12 protein-coding genes and 1 riboswitch are annotated in these 18,231 nt (G+C 62.4%); of the genes, 3 read left to right on the top strand and 9 right to left on the bottom strand.

Annotation, left to right across the window (positions count from 1 at the left end):
* Positions 1–132: 132 nt before the first annotated feature.
* From lpdA to E4021_RS09160, 5 genes are all read right to left on the bottom strand, one after another.
* The gene (lpdA, locus tag E4021_RS09180) at positions 133–1,536 is read right to left on the bottom strand and encodes a dihydrolipoyl dehydrogenase (RefSeq protein ID WP_136458644.1); all 1,404 of its coding nucleotides are present in this window, start codon (positions 1,534–1,536) and stop codon (positions 133–135) included.
* Positions 1,537–1,607: 71 nt separating this feature from the next.
* Positions 1,608–2,801: a PSP1 domain-containing protein gene (locus E4021_RS09175; RefSeq protein WP_246050261.1), complete on the bottom strand. Its 1,194-nt coding sequence runs from the start codon at positions 2,799–2,801 to the stop codon at positions 1,608–1,610.
* A gap of 93 nt (positions 2,802–2,894) precedes the next feature.
* Positions 2,895–4,037 carry a DNA polymerase III subunit gene (locus tag E4021_RS09170; RefSeq protein WP_136458640.1) on the bottom strand — a complete coding sequence of 381 codons (1,143 nt, stop codon included), beginning with the start codon at positions 4,035–4,037 and terminating at the stop codon, positions 2,895–2,897.
* Positions 4,038–4,127: 90 nt separating this feature from the next.
* Positions 4,128–5,372: a tetratricopeptide repeat protein gene (locus tag E4021_RS09165; RefSeq protein ID WP_136458638.1), complete on the bottom strand. Its 1,245-nt coding sequence runs from the start codon at positions 5,370–5,372 to the stop codon at positions 4,128–4,130.
* A 1-nt stretch (position 5,373) separates the two neighbouring features.
* The gene (locus E4021_RS09160; RefSeq protein ID WP_136458636.1) at positions 5,374–6,687 is read right to left on the bottom strand and encodes an ATP-binding protein; all 1,314 of its coding nucleotides are present in this window, start codon (positions 6,685–6,687) and stop codon (positions 5,374–5,376) included.
* Between the two features lie 122 nt (positions 6,688–6,809).
* Here E4021_RS09160 and E4021_RS09155 point away from each other — a divergent pair, with 122 nt between their 5' ends.
* Positions 6,810–7,625 carry a universal stress protein gene (locus tag E4021_RS09155; RefSeq protein ID WP_168797541.1) on the top strand — a complete coding sequence of 272 codons (816 nt, stop codon included), beginning with the start codon at positions 6,810–6,812 and terminating at the stop codon, positions 7,623–7,625.
* A gap of 10 nt (positions 7,626–7,635) precedes the next feature.
* Positions 7,636–8,727, top strand: coding sequence for a quinone-dependent dihydroorotate dehydrogenase (locus E4021_RS09150; protein WP_136458632.1), 1,092 nt, complete (start codon positions 7,636–7,638; stop codon positions 8,725–8,727).
* Positions 8,728–8,730: 3 nt separating this feature from the next.
* Here E4021_RS09150 and porG read toward each other — a convergent pair whose 3' ends face one another.
* Both porG and E4021_RS09140 read right to left on the bottom strand, forming a co-directional pair.
* Complete coding sequence (gene porG / locus E4021_RS09145) at positions 8,731–9,603, bottom strand: type IX secretion system protein PorG (protein WP_168797540.1); 873 nt, start codon at positions 9,601–9,603, stop codon at positions 8,731–8,733.
* An 89-nt stretch (positions 9,604–9,692) separates the two neighbouring features.
* Entirely contained in the window at positions 9,693–11,915 is a 2,223-nt protein-coding gene (locus tag E4021_RS09140; protein WP_246050260.1) for a DUF5916 domain-containing protein, read from the bottom strand.
* Between the two features lie 129 nt (positions 11,916–12,044).
* Positions 12,045–12,239: riboswitch (cobalamin riboswitch) on the top strand.
* A 140-nt stretch (positions 12,240–12,379) separates the two neighbouring features.
* Between E4021_RS09140 and E4021_RS09135 the strand changes: the two genes are divergently transcribed.
* Positions 12,380–14,293 (top strand): TonB-dependent receptor plug domain-containing protein, encoded by a 1,914-nt coding sequence (locus E4021_RS09135; RefSeq protein WP_136458630.1) that lies wholly within the window; start codon positions 12,380–12,382, stop codon positions 14,291–14,293.
* A 9-nt stretch (positions 14,294–14,302) separates the two neighbouring features.
* Here E4021_RS09135 and E4021_RS09130 read toward each other — a convergent pair whose 3' ends face one another.
* Together E4021_RS09130 and E4021_RS09125 are read right to left on the bottom strand one after the other, a co-directional pair.
* Positions 14,303–15,412: a DmpA family aminopeptidase gene (locus E4021_RS09130; RefSeq protein ID WP_136458628.1), complete on the bottom strand. Its 1,110-nt coding sequence runs from the start codon at positions 15,410–15,412 to the stop codon at positions 14,303–14,305.
* Positions 15,413–15,732: 320 nt separating this feature from the next.
* The gene (locus tag E4021_RS09125; RefSeq protein WP_136458626.1) at positions 15,733–18,018 is read right to left on the bottom strand and encodes a DUF5682 family protein; all 2,286 of its coding nucleotides are present in this window, start codon (positions 18,016–18,018) and stop codon (positions 15,733–15,735) included.
* Positions 18,019–18,231: the final 213 nt, after the last annotated feature.

The following is an 18,231-nucleotide window of genomic DNA, read 5'->3' as shown; positions in this document are numbered from 1 at the left end:
ACTGTAGGTTTCCGTTTTCATCTACACCGACGTCCCGTGCTGGTCCGGCCCGTCGGTAGCTACGCTACCGCCAGATCCATCGCGCGTCGATAAGGCTGTGGATAACCCTGGAAGAAATCCTGGACCAACCGACTACACGTGCAGCGCGCGATTGTCGGTAGCGGCCAGGGCGGCTTCGCGGAAGGCTTCGGTGTAGGTCGGGTGGGCGTGGCTCATGCGCGCAGCGTCCTCGGCGCTGGCCCGAAACTCCATCAGCGCTACGGCTTCGGAGATCATGTCGGCGGCGCGGGCGCCTACCATATGGACGCCCAGGATTTCGTCGGTCGTGGCGTCGGCCAGCACTTTCACCATTCCTTCGGTATCGGTACTCGCGCGGGCGCGGCCGAGGGCCTTGAAGGGGAATTTACCCGACTTGTACTTGATGCCCGCGGCCTTGAGTTCTTCCTCCGTTTTGCCAACGGCGGCCACTTCCGGCCAGGTATAGACCACGCCGGGGATCAGGTTGTAATCCACGTGGGGCTTCTGCCCGGCAATGTGCTCTACGGCATAAATGCCTTCCTCTTCGGCCTTGTGGGCCAGCATGGCACCGCGGATCACGTCGCCGATGGCGTAGATGTGGGGTACGGAGGTTTGCAGGTGATCGTCTACGACTATCCTTCCACGGTCGTCGAGGGCGACGCCGGCCTTGTCCAGTCCCAGGTTGTCGGTGTACGGGCGGCGGCCCATAGCCAGCAGGCAGTAGTCGTATTCCTTGGTGGTGGATTCCCCGTTGCTCTGCTTTTCGAAGGTGATTTTGGCACCCGCGTCCCCGCCCTCAACGGCGGTTACCTTGTGGCTGAGGAAGAAATTGAGGCCCGTCTTCTTGAGGGCACGCATGAGTTCCTTGCTGCAGTCCTTGTCCATCGTAGGCAGGATGCGGTCTTCGAGTTCGATGACGTCGACTTCCGTGCCCAGGCGCCCAAAGACGCTGCCGAGTTCCAGTCCGATAACACCGCCGCCGATGACCGCCATGCTTTTGGGCACCTCGGTGATATTGAGGGCTTCGGTGCTGGTGATAACCCGCTTCTTGTCGTAGTTGAACATGCCCGGCGTGATGGGTTTGGAGCCGGTGGCGATGAGGAAGTACTTCGAGGTGACGGTGCGGTCCTCCCCCTCGTTCATAGCTAAGCGCAGTTCCTGGGGGCCGGTAAAGGTACCGTGGCCGTAAAGGACCTCGATCTTGTTCTTTTTCATCAGGAACTCGACGCCCTTGACAGTCTGGTCCACCACTTCGTCCTTCCGCTTGATCATCTGCGGCATGTTCACCTTCAGGTCGGCCAGGTCGATGCCGTGCTCGGTGAATTTTTCGTGGGCATTGTGGTAATGCTCGGAGCTGTCGAGCAGTGCCTTGGAGGGGATACAGCCAACGTTGAGGCAGGTGCCGCCGAGGCTGTTGTAGCGTTCGACAATGGCGGTCTTGAATCCGAGTTGGGCGGCGCGAATAGCGGCCACGTAGCCTCCCGGACCACTGCCTACGATGGTAACGTCAAAATCCATGGGGGTGTCTGGTTGTATTGGTCAGGTAAAGAAACTTGCCGGGGGGTAAAAAGATGAGGCCGGGGCCGGGTTTATTCCCCGCCGCCCTTGTCCTTGCGCGGACGGCGACGGTTGCGGTTGCGGGAGCGGCGCTTCTTGCCGCCGCCTTTGTCTTCCTTTTTCTCGGCCTTCGGGGCATTTGCGGCTTTGGTCTCGCCGGAGCCTTCGGCCGACTTCTTGCGGCGGCCGCCGGACTTTCGGCTCTTGCTCGACTTGCCCTTGCGGCGGCGCTTCTCGGTGGGCAGCTCTACGGCTCCGGTGACGTCCTCGTATTCGAAAACGTCGTCCTTGGTTTCCACCACGGCCTGGAAGGACTGCAGGTCCGCGGGCTTCTGCCCTTCCTTGTTGAGGGCCACGATCTCGTGCACCTTTTCCACGGGAATGGGGAACAATAGGCCACGGTTTTCGCGGTAGGTGTAGTACATCAGGCCCTTGAAGATGTCGGTCTTGATGAGGATGCCCGTGCCGGCTTCGGTACGCAACTTGTCAGCTTTCTTGGGGAAAGCCTCAAGGGCTTCCATGTAGGTGTCGAGCTCGTAATTAAGGCAGCACTTCAAGCGGCCGCACTGCCCGGAGAGTTTGCTCTGGTTGATGGCGATGTTCTGGTAGCGGGCCGCGGCGGTATTGACGCTCTGGAAGTCGCTCAGCCAGGTGGAGCAGCAGAGTTCGCGCCCGCAGCTGCCGATGCCTCCGAGGCGTCCGGATTCCTGTCGGGGGCCGATCTGGCGCATTTCGATCTTGACGCGCAACTGGTGGGAGAACTGCCGCACCAGCTGGCGGAAGTCGATCCGGTCGTCGGCGGTATAATAGATCGTGGCCTTGCGGCCGTCGCCCTGGTACTCGACGTCGGTGACCTTCATGGGCACGTGGTTGGTGCGGGCGATGACGCGAGCCTTGAGCAGGGCGGGGTACTCCAGTTGCCGGGCCTCGTGCATCTTTTCAAGGTCGCGATCGTTGGCCTTGCGCAGTACGCTGGCGGTGACCTTGACCTCCTTGATGTTCTTTTTCTTCAGCTGCAGGCGCACGAGTTCTCCGCTCAGTGTGATGCAGCCGACGTTGTAGCCGTTGCTCGTTTCCACGGCTACGTAGTCGCCGGTATACACGCCCAGGTGGGGCGGGGCGTGGTAGAAGTCCTTCGAGGCGCCGTCCTTGAAACTCACCTCCACGATATCGGTGGCGTAGCTGTCGTCAATGCCGAGGTGGGTGAGCCAGTCGAAGGTGCTCATCTTGTTACAAGAACCCGTGCCGCAGTTGCCTTTGCTGCCGCAGCCTTGCGGGGTTCCGCAGGATGTACATCCCATAGTGAGTCGCTTTTATGTTTACGCCCTTGCGGCCCCGGCGGGACTGCGGTGGCGGAGGAGTTGGTGGATCTGGATACCCGCATCCAGGAATAGGATTTTGGGGTTGGCGTTGCGTTCGATGTGTTCGGCGCACTCGCTCAACAGTCGGGTTATGGCCGCCAGTTGGTCGTGGTCGACCAGTGGCAACAGCTTGGAAGCGCTTTCCAGCTCTTCCGGGGGGAGCCGTACGCGGCCGTCGGCGTTGCCGGTGACGGACAGCAGCAGGAACTCCCGCCAGAAGTGGAGGCAGTAGCGCAAGAAGTGTTTCTGGGTTTCGCGGCCGAGGCCGGCGAAGTCGTCGGTCCATTCGACGAGGCGGGCCGGACTGCCCTGAAAGCAGGCGCGCATCCAGTCGAGCAGGCGGGGGCCGTGGCTGTCGGCCTCGCTCTCGGCCAGCGAGAGTGCCACGTTGAAGTTGCCATTGGCAAGGCGGGCGGCGGCGGCGGCGCGGGTGCCAGGCAAGCCCCGGTTGCGGAGGGCGGCGGTTACCTCTTCGTTGTTCGGCGGCAGGAGTTTGGTCAGCTGGCAGCGGCTCAGGATGGTGGTCAGGATCAGGTCGATGCGTTCGGCTACCAGGAAGAAGATGGTCCGCTCCGGTGGTTCCTCGATCATCTTCAGCAGGCGGTTGCCTTCGGCGCCGAGGTATTCCGGGAGCCAGATGAGCATGATCTTGTAGCGGCCCTCGAAGATCTTGAGGTTGAGCTTGCGCAGGATGGCGGCGCAGGTTTCCCGGTTGATGTTGCCCTGCTTGTTCTCGGCCCCGATGCGTTGCAGCCAGTCGTTGGCCTCCTGGTAGGGGGTATCGCGCAGGGCTTCCCGCCACTGGGGCAGGAGGGGATCGCTGGTAACCTTTGAGCCGACCGTCGGGAAGGTGAAGTGCAGGTCGGGGTGGACGACCCCGGTGGTCTTGCGGCAGGCGCGGCAGTGGCCGCAGGAGGTATCACCGGCTTCCCCCTGTCGATTCTCGCACAGCAGCAGGTTGGCCACGGCCAGCGCGGCCGGCAATCCGCCGCCGCCGGGGGGGGCCAAAAGCAGGTTGGCGTGGGGCAGGCGGTCGGCCGCCGCCATCTGCCGAAGCTGGCTGAGCCCGGGGGGGTGGTGTATGAGTTGATCGAACGTCATGATCGGTGGGCAAAGGTACGAAACGGGGCGGGTGCGCCCCCGCCGGAATAGCGATCGGTCACCGGTACGCAGAAAGGCTGGTTTCATCCATTATAAGGACTCCTGGCGGGTCATCACCCCCGCCAGGCAGCTTAGGCAAATGAAGGAGAGGGCGTATAGGGGTTCCGGAGCAACCCAGTAGTGCGTCGCCAGGATACCCGCCACGGCCAGCGGCGGCTGGGCGACCGCAAACCACCAGCCGGGCCCGGTCACCCGTTGATCGCCGAAGATCGCATAGGCGGGAATGACGAGTGTACCCCCGTAGGTCATCACCGCCAGGGCGGTACTGGAAGCCGTAGCCAAAAAGGCCAGTGCCCCGACCAGTCCCAAGGCTACACAAACCGTGACGACGTAGGTGAGCCGCCATTCCCGCTGCCCTAGCAGGGTCCGGTGCGCCCGATTGGAGAACAGGAACCAGTTTGTGATAGGATTAACCAGGTACCTAAACCCCAACATCGCCCACAAGATTAGGAATCCGAACAGCAAGACGTACAGGGACAGGGGGGAAGGCAGGGTCTTGAGCACGGCCATGCCCCCCATACTCCCACCCACTACCGCCAGGGAGGACATTACGCTCTGGGCCTCCGAACCGGCACTCCAGACCAGGACTTTTTGGTACCCCCGGTAGCTCCGGTGGTCCAGCTTTACCGCTTCCACCAGTCCGGCCCGCGCCTGGTGGAGTCCGGGACGTAACTGCAAGGCAATTCGGTAGTGCTCCTGTGCCAAGCGGTATTTGTCAACAACTATCTGATACCGGGCATAATTCAAATGATTATACGCATCATCCGGTGCGATCGCAAGGGCGACCCGATAAGCTTCGGCGGCCTCCTCCATGCGCCCCTGCGCAAGCAGGGAGCGACTACGTACATTCAACGCCAACACGTTGGCCGGGCCAATCGCCAGGGCCGCCGAGGCCGAAGCGATGGCTTTGTCGGGCTCATGTAAGACCATCTGAATATGGGCCATTCGAGCGAGGTACTCCGGCACCTGCGGCGATAGGGCCAGTGCGGCGCGGATCGCCTCCCCCGCCGCCGGGAAATCCCCTTCCGTGACCCTGATTCTCGCGTTGAGGTAGTGGGCGCGGCACCAATCGGGATGTTGCCCCACCACCGTATCCGCCTGCCTTGAGGCCTCATCCCGGTTCCCGGCGAGGAATTCCCATTCTGCGAGGCATAGATGCAGCCACCTTTCTTCCGGTTCCCGGCGGAGTCCTGCATCGATGATTCGACGCGCCGCGTCGTACTTCTCCAGCCTCAGCAGCTGCTCGATCCGGGCCACGGCCCCTTGCACGTCCACCCTACTTGTTGATTTTCAGGTAAGCCAGGATGTCATCGTACAGCCCGGCGTCGTTGGCGTAAAGAGCAAAATTTCGGGCGGTGGCAAACCACTCCTGGGTACTGGGTCGGTGTTTTTTTGCGGCCCGCAGCAGGTCTTCGGTATCGAGCGGGCGGGGAATGCCATCCGCAAAGGCGGCCTCAAGTTTCTCTTCAACTGCAATATCGATGAGGGCGTCGAGATCAGCGCCGGAAAAGTGCTCCGTTCTGCGGGCGACTTTGTCCAGGTCCGGGGCTGCGACGGGCTTCCCCGCCAGTTTTAGCGACAGGATCGACCGGCGGCTAACCGTGTCGGGCGGCGGCACGAACAGAATGCGGTCGAACCGACCCGGTCGGCGGAAAGCGGCGTCGAGATTCCAGGGGGCATTCGTGGCGCCGACGATCAGCACGCCCTCGTTGTCGTGGTCGATGCCGTCCAGTTCCTGGAGGAACTGATTGATCAGCCCGCGACCGCTCGACTGCCGCATATCGCGCCGGCTCGCCCCGAGGGCGTCAATCTCGTCTATGAAGAGCACGCAGGGCGCGTTGGCGCGCGCCAGTTCAAAGATATCGTGCAGGTTCTTTTCGCTGTTGCCGATCCACATGTCAAGGATGTCGTTCAGCGTAACGTTGATGAACCGGGCGCGTACCTGACCTGCAGTGGCACGGGCGATGAACGTTTTCCCGCAGCCCGGCGGGCCGTAGAGTAAAATCCCACCACCCACCTTCTTTCCGTAGGCCGCGTAAAGCTCGGGGTGAAGGAGGGGGTTGACGATTTTGAGTTCGATTTCGCGCTTGATGGCGTCCATCCCCCCGACATCCGCAAAAGTGACGCCGGGGCGTTGAAGGAATCGGGTATCCGTATCTGCGGGATCAACCAAATTCTCCTGGGGGCCTTCAGCCCGGGACCGCAGTTCGCCGTCGAGTTCCGTGTCCTCCAGTCCGGGGTCCAGCAGAACGGCCCTGCGGTAATTTTCCACGGCGCGGGCCGTGTCGCCTTCCCGAAGGAGGGCGCGCGCGTACAGCACCAGGACCGCGGGGTCCGGCTCGTGACGCGCCAGCGTTTCCTCGAGAATGACGTTGCAGGCCGAAAAATTACCGCGGCGAAAGAAGATGGTCGCCAGACCAACGCTCGCCTGGGGATCGGCCGACTGACCGGCAACCTGGCTATATTCTTCCTCCGCTTCGGCTAACCGATTAAGAGCGAGTAGGGAATCTGCCAGCAAGAGACGAAGGGGGAGGTTGGAGGGAGAGTGGACCAGGGCCGCACGCAGTCCCGTAATGGTCTGCTCGTTCATGGAGGGGAAGTTATACAAAGGATGGTCAACGGAAAACGATGCTGGGGGTGCTAGATTGCGGGTTCAACCCACCGCCCCGCAAACCCCCAGGCGGTAATCCCGTTCAAAAACAAAAATTTCCCATGAAAAAGATAATGGTAGCCACCGATTACTCCGACAGCTCCAACACGGCCGTGACCTACAGCATTTCGCTGGCCAACCACTTCGGAAGCCTGGTGTCGCTGGTCTCCGCGGTTGAAGAGCCCTATTCGAGCTCCGCGGGCGTGCTGGTAAACATGCGCGACCATATTCGCGAACAGGCTATGGAGACCATGGGAAAAGTGCAGAGCGAGGTCGCCGGCCAGCTGAAGAACGGCGCCACGATGGATACGCACACCGTCGACGGGGCCCCGGGGCCCACGATTACCCGCGTGGCGAAAGCCAAGGATTACGACCTGATCGTCATGGGTACCCGCGGCTCCACCGCGGCCCGCGAAATGTTCACGGGTAGCGTAGCCAACTCCGTGATCAAGAATACCCAACTGCCGGTGCTGGTGGTTCCCACCACCTGCCCTTTCCGCGACATCCGCCGGGTCATCCTGTCGGTAGACGAGCAGCCCTTTGATGGCCCCCACGTACTGGAGCCGCTGTTGAGCATCCTGCGCGCCTACAACGCCGAACTCATCGTGTACCACGGCGATGAAGACGGCGACGGCAAGGGTTACGATCCCCGACTGCCGGAATACCTGGCCGGGGTCGACTACCGCCTGGAAGTGCGCAGCGGAAAAAGCGAAAGTATCAGCGAGGGCATCAAAAACGCCGTCAAGCTCCACCAGGCCGACCTGCTTTGCATGGTGTACCACGACCACGGTTTCTTCGGCCGCCTGTTCAACGAGAGTACGGTGAGTAAGGTGGTCTTCGCCAGCGAAGTCCCCATGCTCGTGCTACAGGATGCGTAGCTTTGGGTCCATGTATAATGCCCTGAAATCCCTGCTTTTCAAACTGCCGCCGGAAGAAGCCCACCGCTTAACGGTCCAGGGCCTCGCCGCTACCCTGTCAACTCCAGGCGTAAGCGATCTATTCCGGGCCCGCTACCGCTACCACGACCGCAGCCTGAAGCGCCGGGTGTTCGGACTGCCCTTCCATAACCCGGTCGGCCTGGCGGCCGGCTTCGACAAGGACGGCAAGTACTACAAGGATATGGCCAGCCTGGGTTTCGGCTTCATGGAACTGGGCACCGTCACGCCCCTCCCGCAGGAAGGCAATCCCCGGCCCCGTCTGTTCCGCTTGCCCGCCGACCGGGCCCTCATCAACCGTATGGGCTTCAATAATGAGGGGGTGGACGCCCTGGCCAGCCGGTTACTGCGCGACGGCCGCCCCCCCAAAGTCATCCTCGGCGGCAACATCGGCAAGAACAAGGTGACGCCCAACGAATCGGCGACCCGGGATTACGTCATTTGCTTCGAGCGGCTGTTCCCGCTCGTCGACTACTTCGTCGTCAACGTAAGTTCGCCCAACACTCCGAATCTGCGCGCCCTGCAGGAACGGGAGCCGCTCACGGCCCTGCTGACCACCCTCCAGGAGTTGAACGAAAAGCTGACCCGCCCCGCGAAGACCGAGACGAACGGTAAGCTGGGCCGCCCCGGGGAACTGTGGCAGCGCAAGCCGATCCTGCTGAAAATTGCCCCGGACCTAACGCAGGGGCAACTGGACGATATCCTGGAAATCGTTGCGGCATCGGGGATCGACGGCATCATTGCCACCAACACCACCATCGCAAGGGAGCCCCTTGCCACGGCAGCCGGAGAGGTGGCCGCGCTTGGCAACGGCGGGCTGAGCGGCGCGCCCCTCAGGGAACGGTCGACGGAGGTAATCCGCTACCTCAGTACCCAGAGCGGTGGTGAACTGGACATTATCGGGGTTGGGGGCATCGACGATGTGGCTTCCGCGCAGGAGAAATTCGCGGCCGGGGCACGACTTATTCAGGTGTATAGCGGACTGGTCTACGCGGGGCCGGGTCTGGTGCGGCGCATCAAAAAGTCACTCGTCCAGCCTGGATGATCATCAGTGCTTGGGGCGCTTAGGCTTACGGGGCTTTTTGCCCTTATGGACCTTGGGGCAAAGGACATCGCCGAAGTAATAATTGATCCCCATACCGAGGAACATGTAATGATCATTGAGGGAGTCGTCTCCCCGCTGGGTAAAACTGCGGGGCGTGCGCTCCCCTTCCACCGGGGATTTGCTGCGGTCGCTCATGACGTAGGACAAGTCGCCGCGCTGCTCCCGCAGGCGGTCAAGGTCCGGATAGGTGGTACTTACGTCGTCGAGGTAGTCGGTAAGGGTGTTGCGCAGGCTCAGGCTCACGTCGAGGCTCAGCTCGTAGGTAAGGTCCCAACGCACTCCCACCCCGTAAGCCAGGGCCGCGCTGATGCGCTTGTATTCCTGTCCCTGAGGCTGTCCTTCGGTGCCCAGGGGCTGGAGGGCGATCACCCTCCCCCGGTTCGTGAGGGCCTTGGGGTTGTAACCGAAGACGGAGAAACCAACGAAAGCGTAGGGGGTGAAAAAGTAATCCGGGCTACCGTGGTAGTAGGGCAGGAAGTTGAACTCGAACTGTCCGGTAATGTCGTAGACGTCGGAGTAGAAGCTCAAGTTCCGCTCCCGCTCGAAGGTGTTCTTACTGTCGCTGTCGCGGGCCGACACGCGGCCGTAGTTGATGCTGGCGCGGGCGGCCAGCCGGTGGTTGAAGTTGTAGCGCCCGGCCGCGCCGAGGGCCAGGTTGGGGCGATTGAACCGGAACTCGGTGTTGAGATCTCCCAGGTAATAGGCCGTTCCCGCCCAGACACCGGCTTCCAGTCCCCGCATCTGAAGCTGGGCGTGCATACCGGCAGGTAAAACGAAGACGAAAGCCAGGAAAAAGAGAATGATAGTTTGCCGCATGTACCAAGTAAAGTGGGAGGGGTAACGACCGCCCGCCGGGAAAGATTGCACCCCAGTCACGGAGCCCGGTACCCGCGTCCGCGCCCCGTCTAAATGTTGAGCCAGTACGTGACTTTCGCGACCAGGGAGCGGTTCTTGATGCCCATGTCCAGACTGTCGTAGTTGTCGGTATAAACCAGGAAGAAATCGCTTACGGGGGCGAAGCGCCACTGCAGCCGCGCGTTGATGTTGATGTTGTCGATCTGTTCGTTGTACTGCACGAAGGTGGTGAGGAAGACCGACTTGCTGAAGGTGAAATCGATCCGCGGACCGATCAGGAAGAGCGCCGTAGAGGCGTAGGGTTCGGGCAGGTCAATGTACTGGTAGCTGAACCGCAAGTCGATACTGCCGTAGGGCTGGTAGCGGTATTCGAGGTTGCCGGAGAGTCTGTAACCGTAGCCGTTGAAGAACTGGCCGGCCTCCGTTTCCAGTCTGGTACTCAGGCGCTTGCGTCCGTCGCTGGCGTATTCCGCGCCGGCGCGCCAGTAGCCGTAGCCCTGCCCACCGGGCAGCGGCGTGGCCCCCGTGCGGGAGGGGTCAAAATCGTTGAACAGGAAGATGTACTCGTACCCGGCCCCCATGTTGAAGCGACTGGTGTTGGCGTAGCGCCATTGGTATCCAGCCATGAGGTTGCGGTCGGTGAGGCCGTCGCCCGGTTGGGAGAACATCCGCGCTTCCATCACCGGGCCCTTCTGGATCACCCGCGGGCTGGCCGGGTAGCGGATGTAAGCGGCTTCCACCCCACTGGTGAAGTAGCCGCGCCGCGGGACGAAGCCCACTTCCGCGTTGAAGTCCTCGCCGACGTACAGGTGGTCATATTCCACGTTCCAGTTGCGGTGGCGGTACTCGAGGTTGAGTCCGTGCGTGTAGTCGTCGCCGCCTTCCTGGGGGGAGAAACTGCGGTGGACGAAGGTCTTACCATTCCAGGCGTTGTCGCGGGTAGCCAGGTTGAAGTCGAAACCCACCACGCGGTTGAAGTCGGCGTTGCGTTCCGTGCTGTCCGAGAAGTTGGTAAAATTCTGCTTGTTGACGAAGATGCCCCCTACGTTGCTCCGCGCGCCGAGGCGGCGCTGGGTGGCGGCCACGGTGTAGTTGAAGCTCGGCAAACCCTGTTCGAGGTTCCGCGCCGCCTGCATATTGAGCAGGCCGATGCGCCAGTTGTCGTCGGCCTTGCCGCTGAGCCGGGCTCCGAAATAGATGGGGTTCTGCAGGCCTTCCCCGGTGGTGGTATCGCGCGTCACGCCGATGCGGCGGCTGAAGAAGGGGTTGGCCCGTTCGAAACCGAAGGAACCGAAGAGGTCGGCGTTCTCCAGGAAGAACTGGCGGCGCTCGGGGAAAAAGACCTCGAAGCGGGTGGTGTTGATCACCTGGCGGTCGACCTCTACCTGACTGAAGTCGGGGTTAACGGTGAGGTCGAGGTTCAGGCCACTGCCGATGCCGATCTTGGCGTCGCCGCCCACGTCGCCGTCGAACTCGGTGGGGGTGTCTGCCTCGTAATCGCGGCGCATGCTGCCACCGGCGTAGGGGATGGCCACAATGTTTTTGCCCTGGGCGCGGGGGGCGCCGTCGATGAACTTCAGGGAGCCCATGTAGGCCAGGCTCATGATGATCTGGTTCTGGGGGATGCGGTGCCAGGTGCTGCGGGTGTTGCTCTGGGTGTCCATCCGGTAGCTGTTGAAGAACCACTCGGCGGCGCCGTCGGGGAAGCGGAGGCTGGAAAAGGGGATGACCAGTTCGCAGGACCAGAAATCATCGCCGATGTAGCTTTCGCCCCGCCATTTGTTGTCCCATTCCTCGCGGAAGTCCTCCCGGTTCTCCCCGCCGTTGTAGATGAGCGCTTCCCGGTTGACCCCGTAGGGGTTCATTCCGAATACGATGGCGTTGGTCTTGTCGCGGAAGGGGTTAAAAACAAAGGTGATGTTGTCGTTGTCGCCGGCGCGGTAGTCGCGGCGCAGACTGGGGATGATGAAGCGGTTGCCCGGCGTGCGGCAGATGGCGGCAACGTAAAGATTCTGATCGTCGTAGCCGAAGTAGATCTCCGTGGGGTAAGCTGAGTAGGAGGTATCGCTGGGAAAAGTTTCCCAAAAGTCCTTGGCGGGTTGGCCGCCCTGCCATTCCAGTTCATCGACGCGGCCGTCGAGCTGGATACCGTTGGGGAAAACCACGGCGGTGGCGAGGGGCGGGAGGTTGGCCTGTCGTTCGTTGAACTGCAGGGATTGTCCCGCCGCGTTGAGGGCAAGCAGGAGGAGCAGGCTGGAGAGAAAAAGTTTCACGTACTAACTGGTGGCGTAGGGTTACTTGAATCCGATACCTATTCCCGATTCGGTACTCCGGGGTGGTCGGTTCGGCAAGCGGTAAAGCGTTAAAGGTAACTGAATTCAAGAATTAACGGGGCCGCGAAAGCTTATCGTGTCTTATCCGGAATCTCTACCTTCGCCGCGCAATCGGGATAAGGGAATCCGGTGAGAAACCGGAGCTGTCCCCGCAGCTGTAAGCCCCGCGCGCCTGCCGTCATTGCGCCACTGGACCCACCCGGTCCGGGAAGGCGACGGCCAGGTGGGGCGAGCCAGAAGACCTGCCCGGTAGCGTCATACCTCTTTGCGCTTCGGTGAGAAAGGGCGAGTAGCATTCAGTCGGGCAGTGCGTAAGGCACTGCGGAACGGCGGTGGTCCAATGGGCCCACCCGTCGCTCCCCCACCCTGAGTACGCTGCGCCCCGCCGCCAACCCCTCTACGCTATGACCCGGCTGCTGCTGTTAACCATTTTCCTGCTTTCGTTACGGGCCCAGGCCCAGGATGCCCCCCCGCTGGCCGCTACCACCGAGGAAGTGATCGTCACCGGCACGCGCTACGCGCGCAGCCCGGCCGACAGCCCCGAGCACGTGACCGTGATCGACTCCGCGGCCATTGCGCGGTCGACGAGTCTCGCCGCCCTGTTAAACGAGCAAGCGGGCATCGTGGTCAACGGGGCCTACAGCAATTTCGGGAAGGACCGGAGCATCTTCATGCGAAACGGCGCCAACCAGTACACCCTGATCCTGATCGACGGGCAGCCGCTCATTGACCCCTCCTCCCTCGGCGGAGCGGTGGACCTGCGACTGCTCTCCCTGGAAGGGCTCCAACGCATCGAAATCCTGCGCGGCGCCCGGTCCCTCCTGTATGGCTCCGACGCCGTGGCCGGCGTGATTAACCTCGTCACCCAGAAGCCCGGGGCGTTGGCAACCACCATAGCCGGCGGCCCCGCCCCCCGACCCCGCCTGCACCTGCGCGCCGCCGCCCAGCGCTACGGTACGTTTGAGGGACAGGCCTCAGTAGCCGGCAACAGCCGCCGACTCGACTACCGCCTCGGCTACGACTACTTCACCACCCGGGGGATCAGCGAGGCCCGGGAGCCGGAAAATAGTCCGGTAATTTTCGGCCGCGACGGTGCCCAACGGCAGACTCTCTACGGAACCCTTACTTACCGCCCGACGGATGCCCTCACCTTGCGGCCCAGCGTGCGGCGCGGCACCTTTGACGGGGACTACGACGCCGGGGCTTTCCAGGACGCGGACAACCGCTACTCCAACGCACTGTGGCTGCCGGGACTGGCCATCGACTACCGCAAGGATGACCTCTCGGTGGGGGGCCGCTACACCTACTCCGCCACCGACCGTACCTTCCAGGACGCCGCTTTTGGTGAGGCGGTGTACCGTGGCCGGGCCCAGCAAGCCGACGTATTCGTGAACCTGCTGCCCTCCGAGGCCCTGGCCCTGACGGTGGGTGGACAGCTCCGCCACGAACGACTGAAGGCCGCAACGGAGGAAGCCGATACGCTGTCGGCGAGCAACCTGAGTCCGTACGTCCAACTCAACCTCAACGTAGCCGAGAAACTGCTGCTGGAGGCCGGACTGCGCTATAACCACCACTCCAGTTTCGGCGGGCAGGTGAACGCCTCGGCCGCCGTCGGTTACCGCCATTCTCCGGTGGTGAGCAGTCGGTTATCGGTGGCCACGGCCTTCCAGAGTCCGACGCTGGACCAGCTTGGCGGCCCCTTTGGTGCCAACCCGGACCTGCAGCCCCAGGTGTCAACTTCTTTTGAGGCGGGTGCGCGGGTGCAGGATTCCGCCGGGAAGCGCCGGGCCGTAGTGACCCTGTTCCAACGCAACATCGAACGGATCGTCACCTATGATTTTACGATCGGCTACCAGAACCAGGATGCGCTGCGCGACCGCGGCGTGGAAGTGGAGGCCAGCACCCGGCTGAGCCGGAGGTTGGGAGTGCTGGGCAACTTTACCTACGTGAAAGGGCGCCTGTCTTCACCCGACGGGCAGGGGGGTACGGTGAAGACGACCGACTTCTTCCGGCGGCCACGCCTTACGGGATTGCTGGGCTTTACCTACCAAGGAGAGAAGCCCTTCACGGTCCGGCTGACGGGCAGCTATACGGGGGAGCGGCCGGACGTATTCTTTGACGCCGACTTTGCCCGCTTCACCACGGAGCTGGATCCTTACCTAATCGTCAACCTTTACGCGGAGTACCAGTTCCTGGAGGCCCGGAACCTGACGCTTTTCGGGGAAGTCCGTAACCTCACCGATACGGACTTCACGGAGGTGACGGGCTTCAGCACCCTCGGCGTGACGCCACGGGCCGGAGTGGCCTGGTCGTTCTGAACAGGCAGCCTATTTTTTCAGCATTTCCAGCACCTTCTCTACCGGGAGGGCGTCGCGGTGGTGGCCGTCGCGGCCGGTCATGGCTTCGGCGGCGAAGAGGGAATTGATGATGGCCTCCTCCGTGGCCTCGATGGCGGCCAGGAAGAGTGGGGACACGGCGCCGTTGGACATTTCCGTAACCGTTCTGGTGCGGCCGCCGTCCGTCCGGATGCGGTTTTCCGGAGCGGTGGAAAAGGCGATCACGTAGTCGCCGCTGCCGTTGCTGGCGATGCCGCCGGTGCGGGCCAGGCCGAGCATGGCGCGCTTGGCCAGGCGCTCGAGGTTGCGGGGGCCCAGGGGTGCATCGGTGGCCACGACGATCATGCAACTGCCGTCGGCGTGGCTTTCCAGTTCATCTCGGAAATAATATTGTCCCAGCAGGGGGCCGACGGGTACGCCCCCGATCTGGAGCACGCCTCCGAAATTGGTCTGTACGAGTACGCCGACGGTATAATCGCCCAGGCTTTCCGGCAGGCGGCGACTGGTCGTACCAATGCCCCCTTTCCAGCCGAAGCAACTGGTGCCGGTACCGGCGCCGACGTTCCCCTCCGGAACGGGCCCGTCGGCGGCGTTTTGCAGGGCGGCCAGGACGTCCGCTTCCGTGACGTGGCGGCCCCGGATATCGTTGAGGTAACCGTCATTGGTCTCCCCTACCACGGCATTAACGCTTTGCACGTCGGGGTTGTCCCGCAGGCAGGCCGTCACCAGGGCACTCATGGCGGTTGGTACGCTTAGGGTATTCGTAAGCACGATGGGGGTTTCCAGTTCCCCGAGTTCCCTTACCTGACTGTAGCCCGCCAGTTTGCCGTAGCCGTTACCGAGATAGATAGCGGCGGGTACTTTTTGCTGGTACAGATCTTCGCCGTGCGGCAGGATGGCCGTCACCCCCGTCCGGATGCTGTCGCCCTCGATCAGCGTAGTGTGGCCCACGCGTACGCCCGCCACGTCGGTGATGGCGTTCAAGGGCCCGGGTGCCATAACGCCGAGCTGTACGCCGAGATCACGCGGTCGGGATTGGGAGAAGGCGGAAAGGGAAGTGAGCATGAGCAGGAGAAAGGGGAACAGATGGCGCGGCGACATAAGGGGAATGTACACCGTCGCGGCACGGGTACAAAATAAAAAGCGCGTTTCCCGGAAGGGGAAACGCGCCAAACATTATTCAATAAGGTGAGCGGTAATTATCAAAAACCTAGAATAAGTATGTCTTATGAAATGGTGTCTCTGTTTAGGGTAGCGTCTCTCTCTTTAATCGTGCCTGAATCCGAAATTGTGTCTCTGTTCATAGGCCCCGGTAGAGTTTTGCAAATCTGTTGGGGGGGTGTGATGTAGCCTTTAAACACCCTTCAGACGGCGGTTTTGGGGGCCAGTCACATTTTCGGTCACGCGTAAGAAAAAATATTTTACGCAATCCACCGGAGCAGGTCCGCAATCAGGGGTTCTTCCGAATTTTCTGTGGCAATACCTTGGATTTCAGGACCTTCCGGCACCTCTGGCACGGTTACCATTTCCATTAATTTTTTTCGATCGTAGCGGGAAAAATCCGAAAAGGTACGTCGGAGCAGGGGCACCACCCTTTCGAAGTCTTCCCACTCCAGTTCGGCCACCCACTCGTCGATCAGGGCGAAAAGCGGCGGGTGGTGAAGCAGCAGTTGACCACTCCCGTACAGGAAGCCATGGATCCACTCCGCTACCGGTTGGGCGCCCCGGGCGCGGGACAGGGCACGGGAAAAGCGGGTGGCGGCTTCGCGGGGGGGAATGACTTCGCGGTCGGAGAGTAGTCGCAGGCAGTGGCCCTCGACGGCCGGGTGTACGCTGGCCGTCGAGGTGCGCGTTAGTCCGTCGAGCCACAGGGCGTCCAGTGCTTCGTTGTCGAGTTGAGCGAGGTGATAATGGGCCGCGGAGAGCAATTCCACCAGATGGTGACCGCGCTCGTCGTCGACGTTGGTAGCGGCGGCGGGTAGTCCGGCCGTGAGTCGGGGCAGGAGTTCGTCGATGACCAGCAGCAGGGCGGTGGTGTCCGTTTTGCGGCTGTCGCCGTACCGGCTAGTCTGCACCAGCGCCGGCAGGGTGGCGAGCAGGGCGGCAACGTCGGAGGTTTCCGCGGCGCGGTCGCGTAGGAGCTTCATCAGGGGCGGCACTACGTCGGGCAAGCCGGCCTGCAGGGCGCTCAAGGTTAGTTCAGCCAGGGGCTTCACCATCGTAAGTCCCGCGGCAATTTCCAGGGTATAGGCGCTGGCGGCCGTGGCCACGGTGTTTCCATAGCTGCCACGCTCGATGACGAGCAGACTGAATTCCGGCTGCCACTCCAGGAGCCAGACCTCCTTGAAACTGCTGAGGCTGTCCGGCCCCTGGGGCTGTAGCTTACCCCACCGGATGTGCAGCAGGTTGAGGCGGTGGAGGAGGTGGCTCTTGCGCAGGTCGTTGGGCGACCGTAGGTCGATCCCGCCCCGCGGGTCGGACTTGGTGGCCTTGAGGTAGTTCTCCCCGGCGGTCTCCCACCATTTGCTCATCCGGGTACTCTTGATTTCGGCGCGCAGGTCTTCCAGCAGGGGTACGGTGGTGACCCCGGGCGGCACGAAGCCGACCTGCTCCCCCACCGTCAGCCGCCGGTGGATAAGGTCCAGGCGCTCGCGTTGTCCGGCGGCCAGGGTACCGAGCACGGCCTGTTCAAGTTCTTCAATGCCGGGTCTCTCGTGGTCGCGTAGCGTGGCAAGGGTATTGGCGAGTCCTACGGCTTCCGTGGCCATGGCGGGACTGCCCTCGAAACCCGCCTCCCGCAAAAGTTGGGCGGCGGAGGCCATCCAGCGGTCGACCGCCTGCTCCGGATGATCGAAGAGCGTGGCGTACCAGGCCGGGGAGGTTACGCCCGCGCCGTAGCCGCCGCTGCGGGCCAGCCGGGGAAAGGACCAGGGTACCCAGGCCAGGCTCACCTTCACTTTGGGTAGACCGCGCAGAATGGCCTTGTCGGTACTCGCTTTGCGGTTTGGGGTGTCCTGCACCGCCGGGCCGTGCCAGGCACCGACTACAATGGCTACCCGCTCAAAGGTTTCCTTCATGGCCTTACGGATCTCGGTGCGCATGAATGCTTCCCGCTGTTCGTTCTCGTCGTTGGACGCTTCGGGGAAGGTTCGCCGGAGGTCGGTAACCACTTCCAGGATGGCCTGAAAAGTATCGTCCGCCCCCGAACCGCTGCGTTCCAGGGTGGCGTCCCACCAACTTTCGCTGTCGGGATAACCGGCCAGCTCGGCCACCACCGCCAGGGGGTCGCTCCGCAGCTGGCGGGCGAGATCCCGCTGTGACTTTCCGGGTATGAGGGAGGGCTCGTCCGGAGCCTCAGTGGGAAAGAGGATGAATTTTTCTTCTTCCCGGACGGCCAGAAAATTGCGGGCGGGCAGGTCGATCGGGCGCACCTCGACGCCGTGCTCCTGGGCCCACGCCAGGGCCTGGTATTCCGGACTGAAGCGGGCGAAGGGAAAGAAACTGGCGCGCTCGATGTCCTTGGCGTCGTAAAGCACCAGCGCCAGGGGCGGGTGCATGCCGCGGGCCGTGAGCTGTCGCAGGGCCGGCTGGCTATCGGCCGGCATTTCCAACAGGATGAGGTCGGGTTGCCAGCGCTCCAGCACGTCGCGCAAGCGCCGGGCGGAGCCGGGGCCGTGGTGCCTTATACCTAGGGTGCGCAGCTGCATGGGGTGAAGGTAGGGTGGATTGGGGGGAGCCTGACAGATTTGGCGAGCCAGGAAGATGCCGGTACCGACCAAATTGGAATTGAAAATGAGCGCTGAAGAGGAAGCATCGCCGTTAAGTGACGACGTAACCGCCGGTCGGAGGTTTTGAAAACAGCGCAGGAGCCGTTGGGAAACCGGTACCCGGCCCCGCTACCCGCAGCGTGGACGGGTCCG

The organism is Neolewinella litorea (assembly GCF_004803465.1).
Taxonomy (GTDB): domain Bacteria; phylum Bacteroidota; class Bacteroidia; order Chitinophagales; family Saprospiraceae; genus Neolewinella; species Neolewinella litorea.
Note: the sequence above shows the minus strand (reverse complement) of the source record. Positions and strands in the feature narration are given on the sequence as shown.